The organism is Bacillus sp. FSL R7-0685 (genome assembly GCF_038002425.1).
GTDB classification, from domain to species: domain Bacteria; phylum Bacillota; class Bacilli; order Bacillales; family Bacillaceae; genus Bacillus; species Bacillus subtilis.
In genome coordinates, this window is sequence record NZ_JBBOCN010000001.1 from 460,232 (window position 1) to 475,087 (window position 14,856).

General features: G+C 46.4%; 18 protein-coding genes. 15 read left to right on the forward strand and 3 right to left on the reverse strand.

The window, feature by feature from the left end:
* Positions 1-19 precede the first annotated feature (19 nt).
* The 4 genes from MKY50_RS02380 (at position 20) to sipU (ending at position 3,426) form a co-directional block, all read left to right on the forward strand.
* Positions 20-451: a PTS sugar transporter subunit IIA gene (locus MKY50_RS02380; RefSeq protein ID WP_341116105.1), complete on the forward strand. Its 432-nt coding sequence runs from the start codon at positions 20-22 to the stop codon at positions 449-451.
* 1 nt (position 452) lies between these two features.
* Positions 453-1,574, forward strand: a complete 1,122-nt coding sequence (locus tag MKY50_RS02385) for a mannitol-1-phosphate 5-dehydrogenase (RefSeq protein WP_341116106.1) — start codon at positions 453-455, stop codon at positions 1,572-1,574.
* Positions 1,575-1,664: 90 nt separating this feature from the next.
* Positions 1,665-2,729 carry a tartrate dehydrogenase gene (locus tag MKY50_RS02390; RefSeq protein ID WP_341116107.1) on the forward strand — a complete coding sequence of 355 codons (1,065 nt, stop codon included), beginning with the start codon at positions 1,665-1,667 and terminating at the stop codon, positions 2,727-2,729.
* A 133-nt stretch (positions 2,730-2,862) separates the two neighbouring features.
* On the forward strand, positions 2,863-3,426 hold the full coding sequence (sipU, locus tag MKY50_RS02395) for a signal peptidase I sipU (protein ID WP_003234434.1): 564 nt from the start codon (positions 2,863-2,865) through the stop codon (positions 3,424-3,426).
* Between the two features lie 59 nt (positions 3,427-3,485).
* Here the strand turns inward: sipU and MKY50_RS02400 are convergent, their stop codons facing one another.
* Positions 3,486-4,094 (reverse strand): dienelactone hydrolase family protein, encoded by a 609-nt coding sequence (locus MKY50_RS02400; RefSeq protein ID WP_015715251.1) that lies wholly within the window; start codon positions 4,092-4,094, stop codon positions 3,486-3,488.
* An 84-nt stretch (positions 4,095-4,178) separates the two neighbouring features.
* Between MKY50_RS02400 and MKY50_RS02405 the strand changes: the two genes are divergently transcribed.
* Positions 4,179-4,571 (forward strand): 3-hydroxyacyl-ACP dehydratase FabZ family protein, encoded by a 393-nt coding sequence (locus MKY50_RS02405; protein WP_003246580.1) that lies wholly within the window; start codon positions 4,179-4,181, stop codon positions 4,569-4,571.
* A 32-nt stretch (positions 4,572-4,603) separates the two neighbouring features.
* On the opposite strand, the gene MKY50_RS02410 is transcribed toward MKY50_RS02405, so the two are convergent.
* Complete coding sequence (locus tag MKY50_RS02410) at positions 4,604-4,768, reverse strand: hypothetical protein (RefSeq protein WP_032678934.1); 165 nt, start codon at positions 4,766-4,768, stop codon at positions 4,604-4,606.
* A 132-nt stretch (positions 4,769-4,900) separates the two neighbouring features.
* Here MKY50_RS02410 and MKY50_RS02415 point away from each other — a divergent pair, with 132 nt between their 5' ends.
* From MKY50_RS02415 to MKY50_RS02455, 9 genes are all read left to right on the forward strand, one after another.
* Positions 4,901-5,650 carry a phosphoglycolate phosphatase gene (locus tag MKY50_RS02415; RefSeq protein WP_003234424.1) on the forward strand — a complete coding sequence of 250 codons (750 nt, stop codon included), beginning with the start codon at positions 4,901-4,903 and terminating at the stop codon, positions 5,648-5,650.
* Between the two features lie 205 nt (positions 5,651-5,855).
* Positions 5,856-6,629 (forward strand): 5-oxoprolinase subunit PpxA, encoded by a 774-nt coding sequence (gene pxpA, locus MKY50_RS02420; RefSeq protein WP_341116108.1) that lies wholly within the window; start codon positions 5,856-5,858, stop codon positions 6,627-6,629.
* A 14-nt stretch (positions 6,630-6,643) separates the two neighbouring features.
* On the forward strand, positions 6,644-7,858 hold the full coding sequence (locus tag MKY50_RS02425; RefSeq protein ID WP_014478854.1) for an NRAMP family divalent metal transporter: 1,215 nt from the start codon (positions 6,644-6,646) through the stop codon (positions 7,856-7,858).
* A gap of 23 nt (positions 7,859-7,881) precedes the next feature.
* Positions 7,882-8,655: a putative hydro-lyase gene (locus tag MKY50_RS02430; protein ID WP_080265313.1), complete on the forward strand. Its 774-nt coding sequence runs from the start codon at positions 7,882-7,884 to the stop codon at positions 8,653-8,655.
* Between the two features lie 44 nt (positions 8,656-8,699).
* Positions 8,700-9,422 carry a 5-oxoprolinase subunit PxpB gene (pxpB, locus tag MKY50_RS02435; RefSeq protein ID WP_003234420.1) on the forward strand — a complete coding sequence of 241 codons (723 nt, stop codon included), beginning with the start codon at positions 8,700-8,702 and terminating at the stop codon, positions 9,420-9,422.
* A gap of 2 nt (positions 9,423-9,424) precedes the next feature.
* Positions 9,425-10,432, forward strand: a complete 1,008-nt coding sequence (gene pxpC, locus MKY50_RS02440; protein WP_003234419.1) for a 5-oxoprolinase subunit PxpC — start codon at positions 9,425-9,427, stop codon at positions 10,430-10,432.
* Positions 10,433-10,447: 15 nt separating this feature from the next.
* Positions 10,448-11,200, forward strand: a complete 753-nt coding sequence (locus MKY50_RS02445) for an IclR family transcriptional regulator (protein ID WP_003246517.1) — start codon at positions 10,448-10,450, stop codon at positions 11,198-11,200.
* A 63-nt stretch (positions 11,201-11,263) separates the two neighbouring features.
* The gene (gene lipC, locus MKY50_RS02450; protein ID WP_003234415.1) at positions 11,264-11,905 is read left to right on the forward strand and encodes a spore germination lipase LipC; all 642 of its coding nucleotides are present in this window, start codon (positions 11,264-11,266) and stop codon (positions 11,903-11,905) included.
* Positions 11,906-12,077: 172 nt separating this feature from the next.
* Entirely contained in the window at positions 12,078-12,323 is a 246-nt protein-coding gene (locus tag MKY50_RS02455; RefSeq protein ID WP_003240256.1) for a YczI family protein, read from the forward strand.
* A 5-nt stretch (positions 12,324-12,328) separates the two neighbouring features.
* Here MKY50_RS02455 and MKY50_RS02460 read toward each other — a convergent pair whose 3' ends face one another.
* Positions 12,329-12,616 (reverse strand): antibiotic biosynthesis monooxygenase family protein, encoded by a 288-nt coding sequence (locus MKY50_RS02460; protein ID WP_003234413.1) that lies wholly within the window; start codon positions 12,614-12,616, stop codon positions 12,329-12,331.
* A 150-nt stretch (positions 12,617-12,766) separates the two neighbouring features.
* On the opposite strand from MKY50_RS02460, the gene pbpC reads away from it, so the two are divergent.
* The gene (gene pbpC, locus MKY50_RS02465) at positions 12,767-14,773 is read left to right on the forward strand and encodes a penicillin-binding protein 3 (protein WP_014478860.1); all 2,007 of its coding nucleotides are present in this window, start codon (positions 12,767-12,769) and stop codon (positions 14,771-14,773) included.
* The last annotated feature ends 83 nt before the right edge of the window (positions 14,774-14,856 follow it).

Here is a 14,856-nt window from a genome sequence, read left to right on the forward strand (position 1 = left end):
TAGAAAGAGAGTGATTGTCATGCAAGTACTCGCAAAGGATAACATTAAACTCAATCAAACGGTATCATCAAAAGAAGAGGCTATCAAATTGGCAGGCCAGACGCTGATTGACAACGGCTACGTGACAGAGGATTACATTAGCAAAATGTTTGAACGTGAAGAAACGTCTTCTACGTTTATGGGGAATTTCATTGCCATTCCACACGGCACAGAAGAAGCGAAAAGCGAGGTGCTTCACTCTGGAATTTCAATCATACAGATTCCAGAGGGCGTTGAGTACGGAGAAGGCAACACGGCAAAAGTGGTATTCGGCATTGCGGGTAAAAATAATGAGCATTTAGACATTTTGTCTAACATCGCCATTATCTGTTCAGAAGAAGAAAATATTGAACGCCTGATCTCCGCTAAAAGCGAAGAAGATTTGATCGCCATTTTCAACGAGGTGAACTGACATGATCGCCTTACATTTCGGTGCGGGGAATATTGGGAGAGGATTTATCGGCGCGCTGCTTCACCACTCCGGCTATGATGTGGTATTTGCGGATGTGAACGATACGATGGTCAGCCTCCTTAATGAAAAAAAAGAATACACAGTGGAACTGGCGGAAGAGGGACGTTCATCGGAGATCATTGGCCCGGTGAGCGCTATTAACAGCTGCAGTCAGACCGAGGAGCTGTACCGGCTGATGAATGAGGCGGCGCTCATCACAACAGCTGTCGGCCCGAATGTGCTGAAGCTGATTGCCCCGTCTATCGCAGAAGGTTTAAGACGAAGAAATACTGCAAACACACTGAATATCATTGCCTGCGAAAATATGATTGGCGGAAGCAGCTTCTTAAAGAAAGAAATATACAGCCATTTAACGGAAGCAGAGCAGAAATCCGTCAGTGAAACGGTAGGTTTTCCGAATTCTGCCGTTGACCGGATCGTCCCGATTCAGCATCATGAAGACCCGCTGAAAGTATCGGTTGAACCATTTTTCGAATGGGTCATTGATGAATCAGGCTTTAAAGGGAAAACACCAGTCATAAACGGCGCACTGTTTGTTGATGATTTAACGCCGTACATCGAACGGAAGCTGTTTACGGTCAATACCGGACACGCGGTCACAGCGTATGTCGGCTATCAGCGCGGACTCAAAACGGTCAAAGAAGCAATTGATCATCCGGAAATCCGCCGTGTTGTTCATTCGGCGCTGCTTGAAACTGGTGACTATCTCGTCAAATCGTATGGCTTTAAGCAAACTGAACACGAACAATATATCAAAAAAATCATCGGTCGCTTTGAAAATCCTTTCATTTCGGACGATGTGACCCGCGTAGCGAGGTCACCTCTCAGAAAACTGGGAGAAAATGATAGACTTGTAGGCCCGGCAAAGAAAATAAAAGAACCGAATGCACTGGCTGAAGGAATTGCCGCAGCACTGCGCTTCGATTTCACCGGTGACCCTGAAGCGGTTGAACTGCAAGCGCTGATCGAAGAAAAAGGATACAGCGGCGTACTTCAAGAGGTGTGCGGCATTCAGTCCCATGAACCGTTGCACGCCATCATTTTAAAGAAACTTAATCAATAACCGACCACCCGTGACACAATGTCACGGGCTTTTTTTACTATCTCGCAATCTAGTATAATAGAAAGCGCTTACGATAACGGGGGAAGGAGAATGACGATGAAACAATTTGAGATTGCGGCAATACCGGGAGACGGAGTAGGAAAAGAGGTTGTAGCGGCTGCTGAGAAAGTGCTTCATACAGCGGCTGAGGTACACGGAGGTTTGTCATTCTCATTCACAGCTTTTCCATGGAGCTGTGATTATTACTTGGAGCACGGCAAAATGATGCCCGAAGATGGAATACATACGCTTACTCAATTTGAAGCAGTTTTTTTGGGAGCTGTCGGAAATCCGAAGCTGGTTCCCGATCATATATCGTTATGGGGGCTGCTGCTGAAAATCCGGAGGGAGCTTGAGCTTTCCATTAATATGAGACCCGCCAAACAAATGGCAGGCATTACGTCGCCGCTTCTGCATCCAAATGATTTTGACTTCGTGGTGATTCGCGAGAACAGTGAAGGTGAATACAGTGAAGTTGGCGGGCGCATTCACAGAGGCGATGATGAAATCGCCATCCAGAATGCCGTGTTTACGAGAAAAGCGACAGAACGTGTCATGCGCTTTGCCTTCGAATTGGCGAAAAAACGGCGCAGCCATGTGACAAGCGCCACAAAGTCTAACGGCATTTATCACGCGATGCCGTTTTGGGATGAAGTCTTTCAGCAGACAGCCGCTGATTATAGCGGAATCGAAACATCATCTCAGCATATTGATGCGCTGGCCGCTTTTTTTGTGACGCGTCCGGAAACGTTTGATGTCATTGTGGCGAGCAACTTGTTCGGTGATATTTTAACCGACATCAGCTCAAGCCTGATGGGAAGCATCGGCATTGCGCCTTCTGCGAACATCAATCCATCCGGCAAATATCCGTCCATGTTTGAACCGGTTCACGGCTCAGCTCCTGACATTGCCGGACAGGGCCTTGCCAATCCGATCGGCCAGATTTGGACAGCGAAGTTGATGCTCGACCACTTCGGAGAGGAAGAATTGGGGGCGAAAATTCTTGATGTAATGGAGCAAGTGACTGCCGACGGCATCAAAACACGCGACATTGGGGGACAAAGCACAACGGCTGAGGTCACTGTTGAAATCTGTTCGCGCTTAAGAAAGCTCTGATGAATCAGGCCGGGGCAGATGGCTGCCCCGGCCTGTCCATTTCCTTACGAAAATTTCCACGAAAGTCTAACCAAGCAGATCCAAATGCTGTATAATAATTTGGAATTCTTAGGAAAGCATCGGGGGAAGGAAGTTGAATGCAAAAACAATCACGTTAAAGAAAAAAAGAAAAATCAAAACGATCGTTGTACTCAGTATCATTATGATCGCAGCTCTCATTTTTACGATCAGATTGGTGTTTTACAAGCCTTTTCTTATTGAAGGATCATCAATGGCCCCAACGCTTAAAGACTCAGAAAGAATTCTGGTTGATAAAGCAGTCAAATGGACTGGCGGGTTTCACAGAGGAGACATCATAGTCATTCATGACAAAAAGAGCGGCCGCTCATTTGTCAAACGTTTAATCGGTTTGCCTGGTGACAGCATTAAAATGAAAAATGATCAGCTATACATAAATGATAAAAAGGTGGAAGAACCATACTTAAAGGAATATAAACAGGAGGTCAAAGAGTCGGGTGTAACCTTAACAGGTGACTTCGAAGTTGAGGTTCCTTCCGGTAAATATTTTGTGATGGGAGATAACCGTCTCAATTCACTGGATAGCAGAAACGGAATGGGCATGCCTTCTGAGGACGATATCATCGGTACTGAATCTCTCGTCTTTTATCCATTCGGTGAGATGAGACAGGCAAAATAAAATGCAATGCAAAAAGAACATGGAACATGACGGCACCGATAATAAAGCGCCGTGCACGTTTAAAAAAATGATGATGAAACGGTGCGGAGCCGGCTTTCCGCCCCGTTTTTTATGATAGAAAGCGTTTTGAAGAAAAGGGCCCTGTTGAAATAAACAGAATCAGGATTGGCGAAGCCGTGAAGCGCATCGAATTGGTAAATCTCAAGATGGGTATGCTGTTTTTCCCGCAGTTTTTTGATAAGAAGCGCTACGTCAAACGACGGCTCATAATTAGGGAAAAACAATAGGACCGGGCAGGCTGGCACGTGATGAAGAGAGTCGCGTATCCGGGAACCGTAATAACAAACCGATCCGCTCACCTCAGGCATACTGCTGCATTTCCATGCGATAGTAGCCCCCACGCTGAATCCAATCACAAAGATGTGCCGTCCGGCGTTTTGCCTGATCACATTCTGGATGATGGTTTCTCCCGTTTTCAGCCTTTCGTGTTTTGTAAATTGTTCGTATGCCGTTTTTTCTTCTTGCAGTGTGTAGACTTCATCCTCGCCGAGCAGGTTGGGCGTCAACACATCATATCCAGCCATTTTGATCAGCCGGCCCATCTTTTTCATATGGCTGTTTACACCGTATATTTCGTGTACGAGAATGACAAGCGGTTTTGGGGACATAACGGCCTCCTTTTGTGTTTTTTCCATTATATCCTATCGTTTCACTTTAGGCTGAGATATAATGGTCAAAAAAGGAGATATAAAATGAACTCATTATCTTTGCCTCACCGCTATCCATTTTTGTTTATTGATGGCGTGACGGATAGCGAGCCCGGCAAACATGCGGCAGCTTATAAGCTGATTAGTGAGAACGACTGGTTTATCACTGATACGCAAACAGAAATGCCGTTTTCACTTGTGATTGAAGCGCTTGCGCAAACCGCGGCTTTTACAGGAATTACAGATGAGAACAGCTTGGGATTATTGTCTTCGGTGAAGAAAGCGGAAAAGCTGGGAGAAGCTGTGCCTGGTGACCGGCTTGATCTTACGTTTGAAGTCACGCGCAATCGGCGCGGGTTTGTGTTCGGACATGCCAAGGCATCAGTTGGAGAGCAGCCTGTTGCTGAAGCTGAAATCGGCATCTATATTGAAAAATGAAAAAAACCCTTCACAACATTTTGTGAGGGGTTCTATTTTGTGTCGTAATCCCGTTCGCTTTGAGAGTTATCTCTTTGCTGACGTTTGTGTTTTTCATCATTCATATTTTCCTTCAGCTCTTCATTAGGAATCGGATCGGTTAAGTCGTTGTGCTCGGGGTTTTCATTTGGTTTGTTTTGCTGTTTTCTTTCTGTCATGTTTGATCACCTCACCGTTTGTTTTCCTCTTATCCGTTCTCCTCAAACATAGGAAATCGCTTTTTTGTCCCGCTGGGTATAATGTATTAGAATAGAGAGAAGCACAACAAAAAGATAAAGAGAGGTACATATATGTCTGTTCAAAGAGAAGATGTAGATATCAAGCTGATCGCAATTGATATGGATGGTACACTGCTGAACGACGAGCAGCTGATCTCGGATGAAAACCGCAAAGCCATTCGTGAAGCGGAGGATAAAGGTGTGTATGTGGTGATCAGCACGGGCCGGACGCTGATGACGTGCAGGGAGCTGGCGGAATCGCTAAAGCTGTCATCCTTTCTAATCACGGCAAACGGCAGTGAAATTTGGGATTCGAATTTTAATTTGGTGGAACGGAAGCTGCTTCATACGGACCATATTCAAATGATGTGGGATTTGCGGAATAAGCACAACACTAATTTCTGGGCTTCTACGGTGAATAAAGTATGGAGAGGCGAGTTTCCGGAAAACATTACGGATCATGAATGGCTCAAATTCGGCTTTGACATCGAGGATGACGATATCCGAAACGAAGTGCTTGAGGAGCTGAGAAAAAACAAAGAGCTCGAAATCACAAATTCAAGTCCGACAAACATTGAAGTCAACGCGCTTGGCATCAACAAAGCTGCAGCCCTTGCCAAGGTTACGGAAAAACTCGGCTTTACAATGGAGAATGTGATGGCGATGGGCGACAGCCTTAATGACATTGCGATGATCAAAGAAGCGGGTCTTGGCGTCGCAATGGGCAATGCGCAAGACATCGTAAAAGAAACGGCTGATTATATCACGGATACAAATATTGAGGATGGTGTCGCTAAAGCGATTCGCCATTGGGTACTATAAAAAAAGAGAGTCCTAAGATGGACTCTCTTTTTTAGTTTGGCAGGTTTTATTCTGGGACCATGGTAGGTTTTCTGACAAAAGTATTTCACAAACTGATATGATTCACTTATAATGAAATAAAGTTCAAAAATTCGGAATAGTCGTTCCGAATTTCGGGACAATAAATGACATAAAGCATATCGTTTGCTTTGGCAGGAGGGATTCTGTGTTTCAGATTGATTTAAACTGTGATTTAGGAGAAAGCTTCGGAGCCTACAAGATAGGCCTTGACCAAGATATTTTAGAGTATGTGACATCAGCGAATATCGCATGCGGATTTCATGCAGGAGATCCTAGTGTTATGCGAAAAACCGTCGCGCTTGCAGCAGAAAGAGGCGTGAAAATGGGTGCGCATCCGGGCTTGCCGGATTTACTCAGTTTTGGGCGCCGCAATATGGCGATTTCTCCTGAGGAAGCGTATGATCTTGTCGTTTATCAAATTGGCGCGCTCTCTGGCTTTCTAAAAGCAGAGGGACTTCACATGCAGCACGTCAAGCCGCATGGCGCTTTATACAATATGGCGGCAGTCGATCAAAAACTGTCGGATGCTATCGCGAAAGCTGTCTATAAGGTTGATCCCGGCCTGATTCTTTTCGGTCTTGCTGAGAGCGAGCTTGTAAAAGCGGGAGAACGGATCGGACTTCAGACCGCAAATGAAGTGTTCGCCGACAGAACATACCAATCGGACGGCACGCTGACACCGCGCTCCCAGCCGGACGCACTCATTGAAAGTGATGATGCCGCCGTCACCCAGGTCATCAAAATGGTGAAAGAAGGGGCGGTCAAATCTCAGCAAGGACATGATGTGTCATTAAAAGCAGATACAGTCTGCATTCATGGAGATGGAGCCCATGCGCTGACATTTGCGCAAAAAATCAGAAAACAGCTCAAAGCGGCTGGAATTGAAGTGACAGCTATTTCAGAACAGAGGTCAACATAAAGGAGGAACAATAGATGGAGCAGCAGAAAAAGACAGCAGGAAAAAAAGCGGGCAGCTGGTCATTGCTGATGGGCGCCGCCTTTTTAATGGCGACATCAGCAATCGGACCGGGTTTCCTCACCCAAACCGCAACATTCACAAACACACTCGCAGCAAGCTTCGGTTTTGTCATCTTAATCTCTATTATTTTAGATATTTTCGCCCAAACCAATGTGTGGCGCATCATCGCAGTTTCTGGAAAACGAGGTCAGGAAATTGCGAATATGGTGCTTCCCGGACTGGGATATTTCATCGCCATTCTCGTCGTGCTTGGCGGACTAGCTTTTAATATTGGGAATATCGGAGGGGCCGGGCTGGGACTTCAGGTGCTGTTCGGCATTACACCTGAAACAGGCGCTTTAATCAGTGCCGTTATCGCCATTTTGATTTTTGTCATCAAGGAAGCAGGAAAAGCGATGGACCGTTTTACGCAAATCGCGGGGTTCGTGATGATTATTTTAACGGTCTACGTTGCGGCGACGACAGCTCCTCCAGTCGGACAGGCAGTCGCAAATACATTCGTCCCGGAACACATCAGCATATTTGCCATTGTCACCCTAGTGGGCGGAACCGTCGGCGGTTATATCACATTTGCCGGGGGACACCGTTTGCTTGATGCCGGAATTAAAGGGAAGGAATCCATTCCGCAGGTGACAAAAAGCTCGGTTGTCGGCATTTTAATTACATCTGTCATGCGTATCGCTCTTTTTCTTGCGGTTCTAGGCGTTGTATCGAAAGGCCTGCACATCGATGAAAGCAACCCGGCGGCTTCTGTCTTCAAGCTGGCTGCTGGAAATGTCGGTTATAAAATTTTCGGATTGATCATGTGGTCTGCGGCGATTACGTCTGTTATTGGAGCAGCCTATACATCTGTTTCATTTTTCAAGACCTTTTCTCCAAAAATTGAAAAGAATTCACGCGGTATTATTATCGGATTTATTGTGGTTTCTACGTTAGCTTTTGTCACAATCGGCCAGCCTGCGAAGATCCTCGTCCTTGTCGGTTCACTGAACGGCTTAATTCTGCCGATTGCGCTCGGAACGCTGCTTGTTGCCGCCTACAAGAAAAACATTGTCGGTGATTATAAGCATCCGCTTTGGCTGACAAGCACAGGCGCGCTTGTAGTGATTGTAATGGCAGTTATGGGAATCTACACGTTAATTACACAACTTCCTCAATTGTGGAGCTGATATAAGTGGAGCAATTAAACAAAATGGCGCCAAAGGATGTACGCGCCCTGATACGAGAGGGGAAAATAAACGGGCCGACCGCAGGCATGTCTGGCGGCTACGCCCAAGCGAATCTTGTGGTTTTGAAAAAGGACCTTGCTTTTGATTTTCTGCTGTTTTGCCAGCGAAATCAAAAGCCCTGCCCCGTGCTGGATGTGACTGAAGCAGGTTCGCCTGTGCCGTCTCTGGCTGCGCCGGATGCTGATATCAGAACGGACTTTCCGAAATACCGTATTTACAGGCACGGTATCCTAACGGAAGAAGTATCTGATATTACGCCATACTGGGAGGACGATTTTGTCGGCTTTCTGATCGGATGCAGTTTCTCCTTTGAACAGGCACTAATCAATAATGGGATAGCTGTCCGGCATATTGATGAGGGGACAAACGTCTCGATGTATAAAACGAATATCGATTGTGTTCCGGCGGGGGCGTTTCACGGACAGATGGTTGTCAGCATGAGGCCGGTTCCTGAACGGCTGGCTGTACGTGCTGCACAAGTGACCTCGCGTTTTCCGGCTGTGCACGGAGGGCCGATCCATATCGGCAATCCGGGAGCAATCGGGATTCGCGATCTCGGGAAACCGGATTTCGGAGATGCCGTTCCCATTCGTGACGGCGAGGTTCCTGTTTTTTGGGCATGCGGGGTGACCCCGCAAGCCGTGGCTATGAATGTAAAGCCTGAAATGGTCATCACACATGCGCCGGGGCATATGCTCATCACAGATATTCGAGACGAGTCGCTTGCGGTGCTGTAGCCTCTCGTCATCCTGATGAACGAGAAATAAAAGAGGTGAGAAAGATGACTGTACGATATCAAATCGAACAGCTCGGTGATTCTGCAATGATGATCCGATTCGGAGAAGAAATCAATGAACAGGTCAACGGCATTGTCCATGCCGCGGCCGCTTATATAGAAGAACAGCCATTTCCGGGATTCATTGAATGTATCCCGGCTTTTACAAGTCTAACCGTATTTTATGATATGTATGAAGTGTACAAGCATTTGCCTCAAGGCATAAGCTCACCTTTTGAGAGTGTCAAGCGCGATGTCGAAGAGCGGCTGGCAGAAATAGCCGAAGACTATGAGGTCAACCGCCGTATTGTAGAAATTCCCGTTTGCTATGGCGGTGAATTCGGTCCGGATTTAGAAGAGGTGGCGAAGATCAATCAACTGTCACCGGAGGAAGTAATCGACATTCATACAAACGGTGAATATGTGGTGTATATGCTTGGCTTCGCGCCCGGTTTTCCTTTTCTAGGCGGGATGTCAAAACGAATTGCAGCTCCGAGAAAATCATCGCCAAGACCGTCGATTCCCGCAGGTTCGGTCGGTATTGCGGGATTGCAGACAGGCGTTTATCCGATTTCAACGCCGGGCGGCTGGCAGCTGATCGGCAAAACGCCGCTGGCTCTTTTCCGGCCGCAGGAAAACCCGCCGACATTGCTGCGGGCGGGAGATATTGTGAAATTCGTTCGCATCTCAGAAAAAGACTATCACGCCTATAAGGAGGAGTCCAATTGAGCATGAAAGTATTAAAGCCCGGACTGCTCACAACGGTTCAGGATATAGGCAGAACGGGTTACCAAAAATACGGCGTTCTGGCCAGCGGCGCTATGGACACGGTTTCACTGCGCATTGCCAATCTGTTGATAGGAAACGGCGAAAATGAAGCAGGTCTCGAAATAACGATGATGGGGCCCGGTCCGTCGTTTCATTTTTCAAAACAGACACTGATTGCTGTGACAGGGGCGGACTTCACGCTGCGTATTAATGACGAGGAAGCGCCTTTATGGAAGCCTGTGCTCATCAAGGAAAACAGCACGGTCAGCTTTGGCCCCTGCAAACTCGGCAGCCGTGCTTATTTGGCGGCAGCTGGCGGCATTGAGGTGCCTGCCGTCATGGAAAGTAAAAGCACATACGTCAGAGGAAGCATTGGCGGACTTCATGGCAGAGCGCTTCAAAAAGAAGATGAACTGAACATTGGAGAGATGTCAGCTCTTTCGCAAACCATCCTTTCCCGCTTAAGTTCGCAGCTTGGAAAACAGGGATTTGCAGCACCGAAGTGGTCAGTCAGCCGCGGCAGATTTCTGCCATTGAAGAAGAATCCCGTCATTCGGGTGCTGGAAGGAAAGCAATTTGCCTTTTTCACAGAAGAATCAAAAACGCGTTTTTATGAAGAAGCATTTCGTGTCACGCCGCAGTCCGACCGTATGGGCTACAGGCTCAAAGGAGAACCGCTCGAACTGAAGGCCCCGCTTGAGATGGTGTCGGAAGCGGTTTCATTCGGAACAGTTCAGGTGCCGCCTGACGGCAACCCGATTATCCTGCTTGCAGACCGGCAGACGACTGGCGGCTATCCGAGGATCGCGCACATCATATCCGCTGATCTTCCGATTGTTTCCCAAATCATGCCGGGCGAGCACGTTCAGTTTGAGCCTGTGTCCCTCCAGGAGGCAGAAGCGCTTGCGGTAGAACGGGAACAGCATATAAAAGAACTGAAAACGAGAATGAAGATGGAATGGCTGACATAGCAAAGGGGATGAATGATGCAGAATAAAAATAAAACCGTAGTCAAATCTATGGCGCTGCTTAATTTGTTTTTGCATAAACCAAGCCTAACCTTAAGTGAACTGGTGTCGCTGACGGGAATGCCGAAGACCTCTGTTCACCGGATGGTCAGCTCCTTGGAGGAAATGGGGTTCCTCAGTAGGGATGCGTCCGGCGCTTATTCGCTGGGATTGGTGTTTTTGGAATTCGGACAGCTTGTCGCTGACAGGCTGGATATCAGAAAAATAGCGAAACCGGTGATGGAAGAGCTGTGCCGGGAAGTGGATGAGGCCGTGCAGTTGATCATGAGGGACGGCAATGAAGCGATATACGTTGAGAAAATAGAAGGGACACAGACTGTGCGGCTGTATACGGCGATCGGCAGGCGTTCCCCCCTATACGCGGGAGCGTGCGCCAGAAGCATTCTGTCCTTTCTTCCCCGTGAAGAAATCGAAGCATACATCAAACAAACCGAGCTCATTTCGATTGGCTCCGGAACGATTACCGATCCCGAAAAACTGCTTCAGGAGATTGATGCCTCTGTGCAAAATGGCTATACTGTCAGCTATTCAGAGCTCGAAAACTATACGGCGGCGATCGGCGCCCCGATCTTTAACCATGAGCGCCAGGTGGCAGCCGGCATTAGCATTGCAGGCTTTGAAGCGAGATTTACAGAAGACAGGCTGCCCTATTTAACAGAAAAGGTGAAGGACGCCGCTTTACAGATTTCAAGAAAAATAGGATATACATAAGTAGCCAATCTTTTCTCTGCTGCGTACATTAACGTATCGACGTTCAAGAGTGGAGGAAAGAACATGGTGCTTCGATATACAGCTCTGGGCGATTCCTTGACGACAGGGAGAGGCTCCGGGCTGTTTTCACCCGGCTTCGTCCAGCGTTTTGGGGACATGATGGAAGCTGACTTGAAAACAAGAACGGCAATAAACATATTTGCCAGATCAGGCCTGAATACAGAAGAGATTTTGGGACTCCTGTCATATCCCTATGTGCAAAAATGTATTCGAGATGCTGATATGATAACGATCACAGGGTGCGGAAACGATCTCATCGATTCGGTCTTAGCCTACCAAACCTCTAAGGATGAAACGATTTTCAGCCGTGTATCCGCCCATTGCCATGAGAATTTTGAAAAGATGATTGCCAAAGTCGCCGAGATTAAAGGAGAAAATCCTTCCCCGTACGCCATTCGTGTGTTCAACTTATACAATCCGTTTCCCGAAATTGATATCGCCGGCAAATGGATCACTTCGTTTAATTCACATTTAGAAACACTTGCATCAGCACCCCATGTCAAAATCGCGGATGCCTATAGCATCTTCAAAGGCAAAGAACAGGAATATCTGTCCTTTGACGGTGTCCATCCGAACAGCAAAGGCTATCAAGCGATGGCTGAAGCCGTTCACAAGCTAGGCTATAAAGAATTATCAGTTTCATAGAAAACGCGCCTCATGACAGGCGCGTTTTTTATGTGTGATCGAAATATTAAAAGAAACTTAAAATTCTCTGTCTTCTGTTCTACAGACAAACAAAGTGCGCTAGAATAATGGAGGGCGTAGGCAAATATAGCCATAACGTTCAATATTTCGTATATAAGGAAGGATGGTCCTTTTGTTTCGGATTTTTAAAATGTCTTTTGCGGTTATCATTATTATACTGGCGCTTATTGCTTTTAACTATACGGAACACACCTCTGTTATCCAATCAGTCATGCTCGTCTTTCTTGGTGCGGTCATGTTTATGCAGGGGCTTGAAGAACGCAAAAAAGAAAATGACGGCTCAGGCGCTTTTAATATTTATACCGCCGTTTTTGTATGGTCTGTCTCCCTTATCGGTTTTACACTTCATATTATATAAATCTATTACACATCCTGAAAATGCTCGACCGTCGGGAACGGGGTATAGAACCGATGAAGCAAGGCTTTCCACTCTTGATACTCTGAAGAACCGCGAAAGCCTTCCGTATGGTCCTCAAGTGTTTCCCACTCCACAAGAAGCAGATATTTATGCGTTTCCTCCATGCATTTTGATAACGAGTGAGTGATATAGCCCTTCATGCCGGAAATAATCGGCGCCGCTTGCCGGAATGCATCCTCAAACTCTTGTTCAAGGCCTTCTTTAATGTGAAGCATTGCTGCCTCCCTGACCATGCTATCCCTTCTTTCTGTCTTTTCAAATAGTCTACAGCAAACGATAGGAGATTTCTGCAAAATCGGTGAACTTTTCCTTCATTTTCAAAAAAATCTTGCACGCACCAATTCAATTAAGAGAAAATAACAAGTGGAAGGCAGGGGAAAGTCATGTTAAAAAAGTGTATTCTACTAGTATTTCTATGCGTCGGATTGATTGGGTTAATCGGATGCTCCAAAACAGATTCACCAGAGGATCGCATGGAAGCATTCGTGAAACAGTGGAACGATCAGCAATTCGATGACATGTATCAAAGCCTGACTAAAGATGTCAAAAAAGAAATCTCCAAAAAAGATTTCGTCAACAGGTATAAAGCCATCTATGAGCAGGCCGGCGTAAAAAATTTGAAAGTCACTGCGGGAGAAGTAGATAAGGACGATCAAGACAACAAGACAATGAAACATATCCCGTATAAAGTCAGCATGAACACAAATGCCGGCAAAGTCAGCTTCAAGAATACTGCTGTGCTGAAATTAGAAAAAACAGATGACGAGGAGTCATGGAATATAGATTGGGACCCATCGTTTATTTTCAAGCAGCTGGCTGACGACAAAACCGTGCAAATTATGAGCATTGAACCGAAACGAGGCCAAATTTACGATAAAAATGGAAAAGGTTTAGCTGTCAATACAGATGTTCCGGAAATTGGAATTGTTCCCGGAGAGCTTGGCGATAAAAAAGAGAAAGTTATAAAAGAACTCGCCAAAAAACTTGATTTGACTGAAGACGACATCAAGAAAAAGCTGGATCAAGGCTGGGTAAAAGACGATTCGTTTGTGCCGCTCAAAAAGGTCAAGCCTGACCAGGAGAAATTAGTTTCTGAAGCGACGTCATTACAAGGCGTAACAAGAACGAATGTCAGCTCCCGCTACTATCCGTATGGCGAAAAGACAGCCCATTTGACAGGCTATGTCCGCGCTATTACAGCGGAAGAACTGAAGAAAAAGAAAGAAGGAACGTACAGCGATACGTCTAACATCGGTATCGCCGGACTTGAAAATGTGTATGAAGACAAGCTAAGAGGCACAACTGGCTGGAAAATCTACGTGCCGCAAACCGGGGAAGTCATCGCTGAAAAGAAAGCAAAGGACGGCGAGGATCTTCACCTCACAATTGATATCAAAACGCAAACGAAGCTGTATGATGAACTGAAGGATGACAGCGGGGCGGCAGTCGCGCTGCAGCCGAAGACAGGCGAAACACTCGCCCTTGTCAGCGCGCCTTCCTACGATCCAAACGGATTTATTTTCGGCTGGAGCGATAAGGAATGGAAAAAGCTAAACAAAGATAAAAACAATCCGTTTTCAGCGAAATTCAATAAGACATACGCGCCAGGTTCTACCATTAAACCGATTGCGGCTGCTATTGGAATCAAAAACGGCACCCTTAAAGCCGATGAGAAGAAAACAATCAAAGGCAAGGAGTGGCAAAAAGATTCGAGCTGGGGCGGCTATTCAGTGACACGTGTGTCTGAGAGACTTCAACAAGTCGATTTGGAAAACGCCCTTATTACGTCAGACAATATTTATTTTGCCCAGAATGCGCTTGATATGGGAGCGGACACCTTCACAAAAGGCTTGAAGACATTCGGTTTTTCAGAGGACGTTCCGTACGAATTCCCGATCCAGAAATCGTCTATTGCAAATGACAAGCTTGATTCAGACATTTTGCTTGCGGATACAGGCTACGGACAAGGGCAAATGCAAATGTCTCCGCTTCACTTGGCAACTGCTTACACGCCATTTGTTGACAATGGAGACCTTGTCAAACCGACGCTGATCAAAAAAGATTCACAAACAGCTGATGTTTGGCACAAGCAAGTGGTCACCAAGGAAGGAGCAGCAGACATTACAAAAGGTCTGAAAGGCGTTGTGGAAGATGAGCGCGGATCAGCGTATCAGCCTGTCGTGAAAGGAATCACAGTGGCCGGGAAAACAGGAACAGCCGAGCTGAAAACATCAAAAGATGATAAAGACGGCACGGAAAATGGCTGGTTTGTCGGCTACGATTACAAAAACAAAGACCTGCTTGTCGCCATGATGATCCAAAATGTGCAGGACCGCGGCGGCAGCCACTATGTCGTTGAGAAAGCGAAAAAGCAATTTCAATCGAATTAAAATGTCTTTTTAAAAGGAGCGAAAGGAAAAAGGGGATCTGAGGCCGAATGAACTAGTAAGGGGCAAAACCCGGTTTATACAAA

What these genes read in the sequence shown, in the direction of transcription:
- MKY50_RS02380 (WP_341116105.1), top strand. Translation starts at nt 20, where the DNA reads ATGCAAGTACTCGCAAAGGATAACATTAAACTCAATCAAACGGTATCA.
- MKY50_RS02385 (WP_341116106.1), top strand. Translation starts at nt 453, where the DNA reads ATGATCGCCTTACATTTCGGTGCGGGGAATATTGGGAGAGGATTTATC.
- MKY50_RS02390 (WP_341116107.1), top strand. Translation starts at nt 1,665, where the DNA reads ATGACGATGAAACAATTTGAGATTGCGGCAATACCGGGAGACGGAGTA.
- MKY50_RS02400 (WP_015715251.1), bottom strand. Translation starts at nt 4,094, where the DNA reads ATGTCCCCAAAACCGCTTGTCATTCTCGTACACGAAATATACGGTGTA.
- MKY50_RS02405 (WP_003246580.1), top strand. Translation starts at nt 4,179, where the DNA reads ATGAACTCATTATCTTTGCCTCACCGCTATCCATTTTTGTTTATTGAT.
- MKY50_RS02410 (WP_032678934.1), bottom strand. Translation starts at nt 4,768, where the DNA reads ATGACAGAAAGAAAACAGCAAAACAAACCAAATGAAAACCCCGAGCAC.
- MKY50_RS02415 (WP_003234424.1), top strand. Translation starts at nt 4,901, where the DNA reads ATGTCTGTTCAAAGAGAAGATGTAGATATCAAGCTGATCGCAATTGAT.
- MKY50_RS02425 (WP_014478854.1), top strand. Translation starts at nt 6,644, where the DNA reads ATGGAGCAGCAGAAAAAGACAGCAGGAAAAAAAGCGGGCAGCTGGTCA.
- MKY50_RS02430 (WP_080265313.1), top strand. Translation starts at nt 7,882, where the DNA reads ATGGCGCCAAAGGATGTACGCGCCCTGATACGAGAGGGGAAAATAAAC.
- pxpB (WP_003234420.1), top strand. Translation starts at nt 8,700, where the DNA reads ATGACTGTACGATATCAAATCGAACAGCTCGGTGATTCTGCAATGATG.
- pxpC (WP_003234419.1), top strand. Translation starts at nt 9,425, where the DNA reads ATGAAAGTATTAAAGCCCGGACTGCTCACAACGGTTCAGGATATAGGC.
- MKY50_RS02445 (WP_003246517.1), top strand. Translation starts at nt 10,448, where the DNA reads ATGCAGAATAAAAATAAAACCGTAGTCAAATCTATGGCGCTGCTTAAT.
- lipC (WP_003234415.1), top strand. Translation starts at nt 11,264, where the DNA reads ATGGTGCTTCGATATACAGCTCTGGGCGATTCCTTGACGACAGGGAGA.
- MKY50_RS02460 (WP_003234413.1), bottom strand. Translation starts at nt 12,616, where the DNA reads ATGGTCAGGGAGGCAGCAATGCTTCACATTAAAGAAGGCCTTGAACAA.
- pbpC (WP_014478860.1), top strand. Translation starts at nt 12,767, where the DNA reads ATGTTAAAAAAGTGTATTCTACTAGTATTTCTATGCGTCGGATTGATT.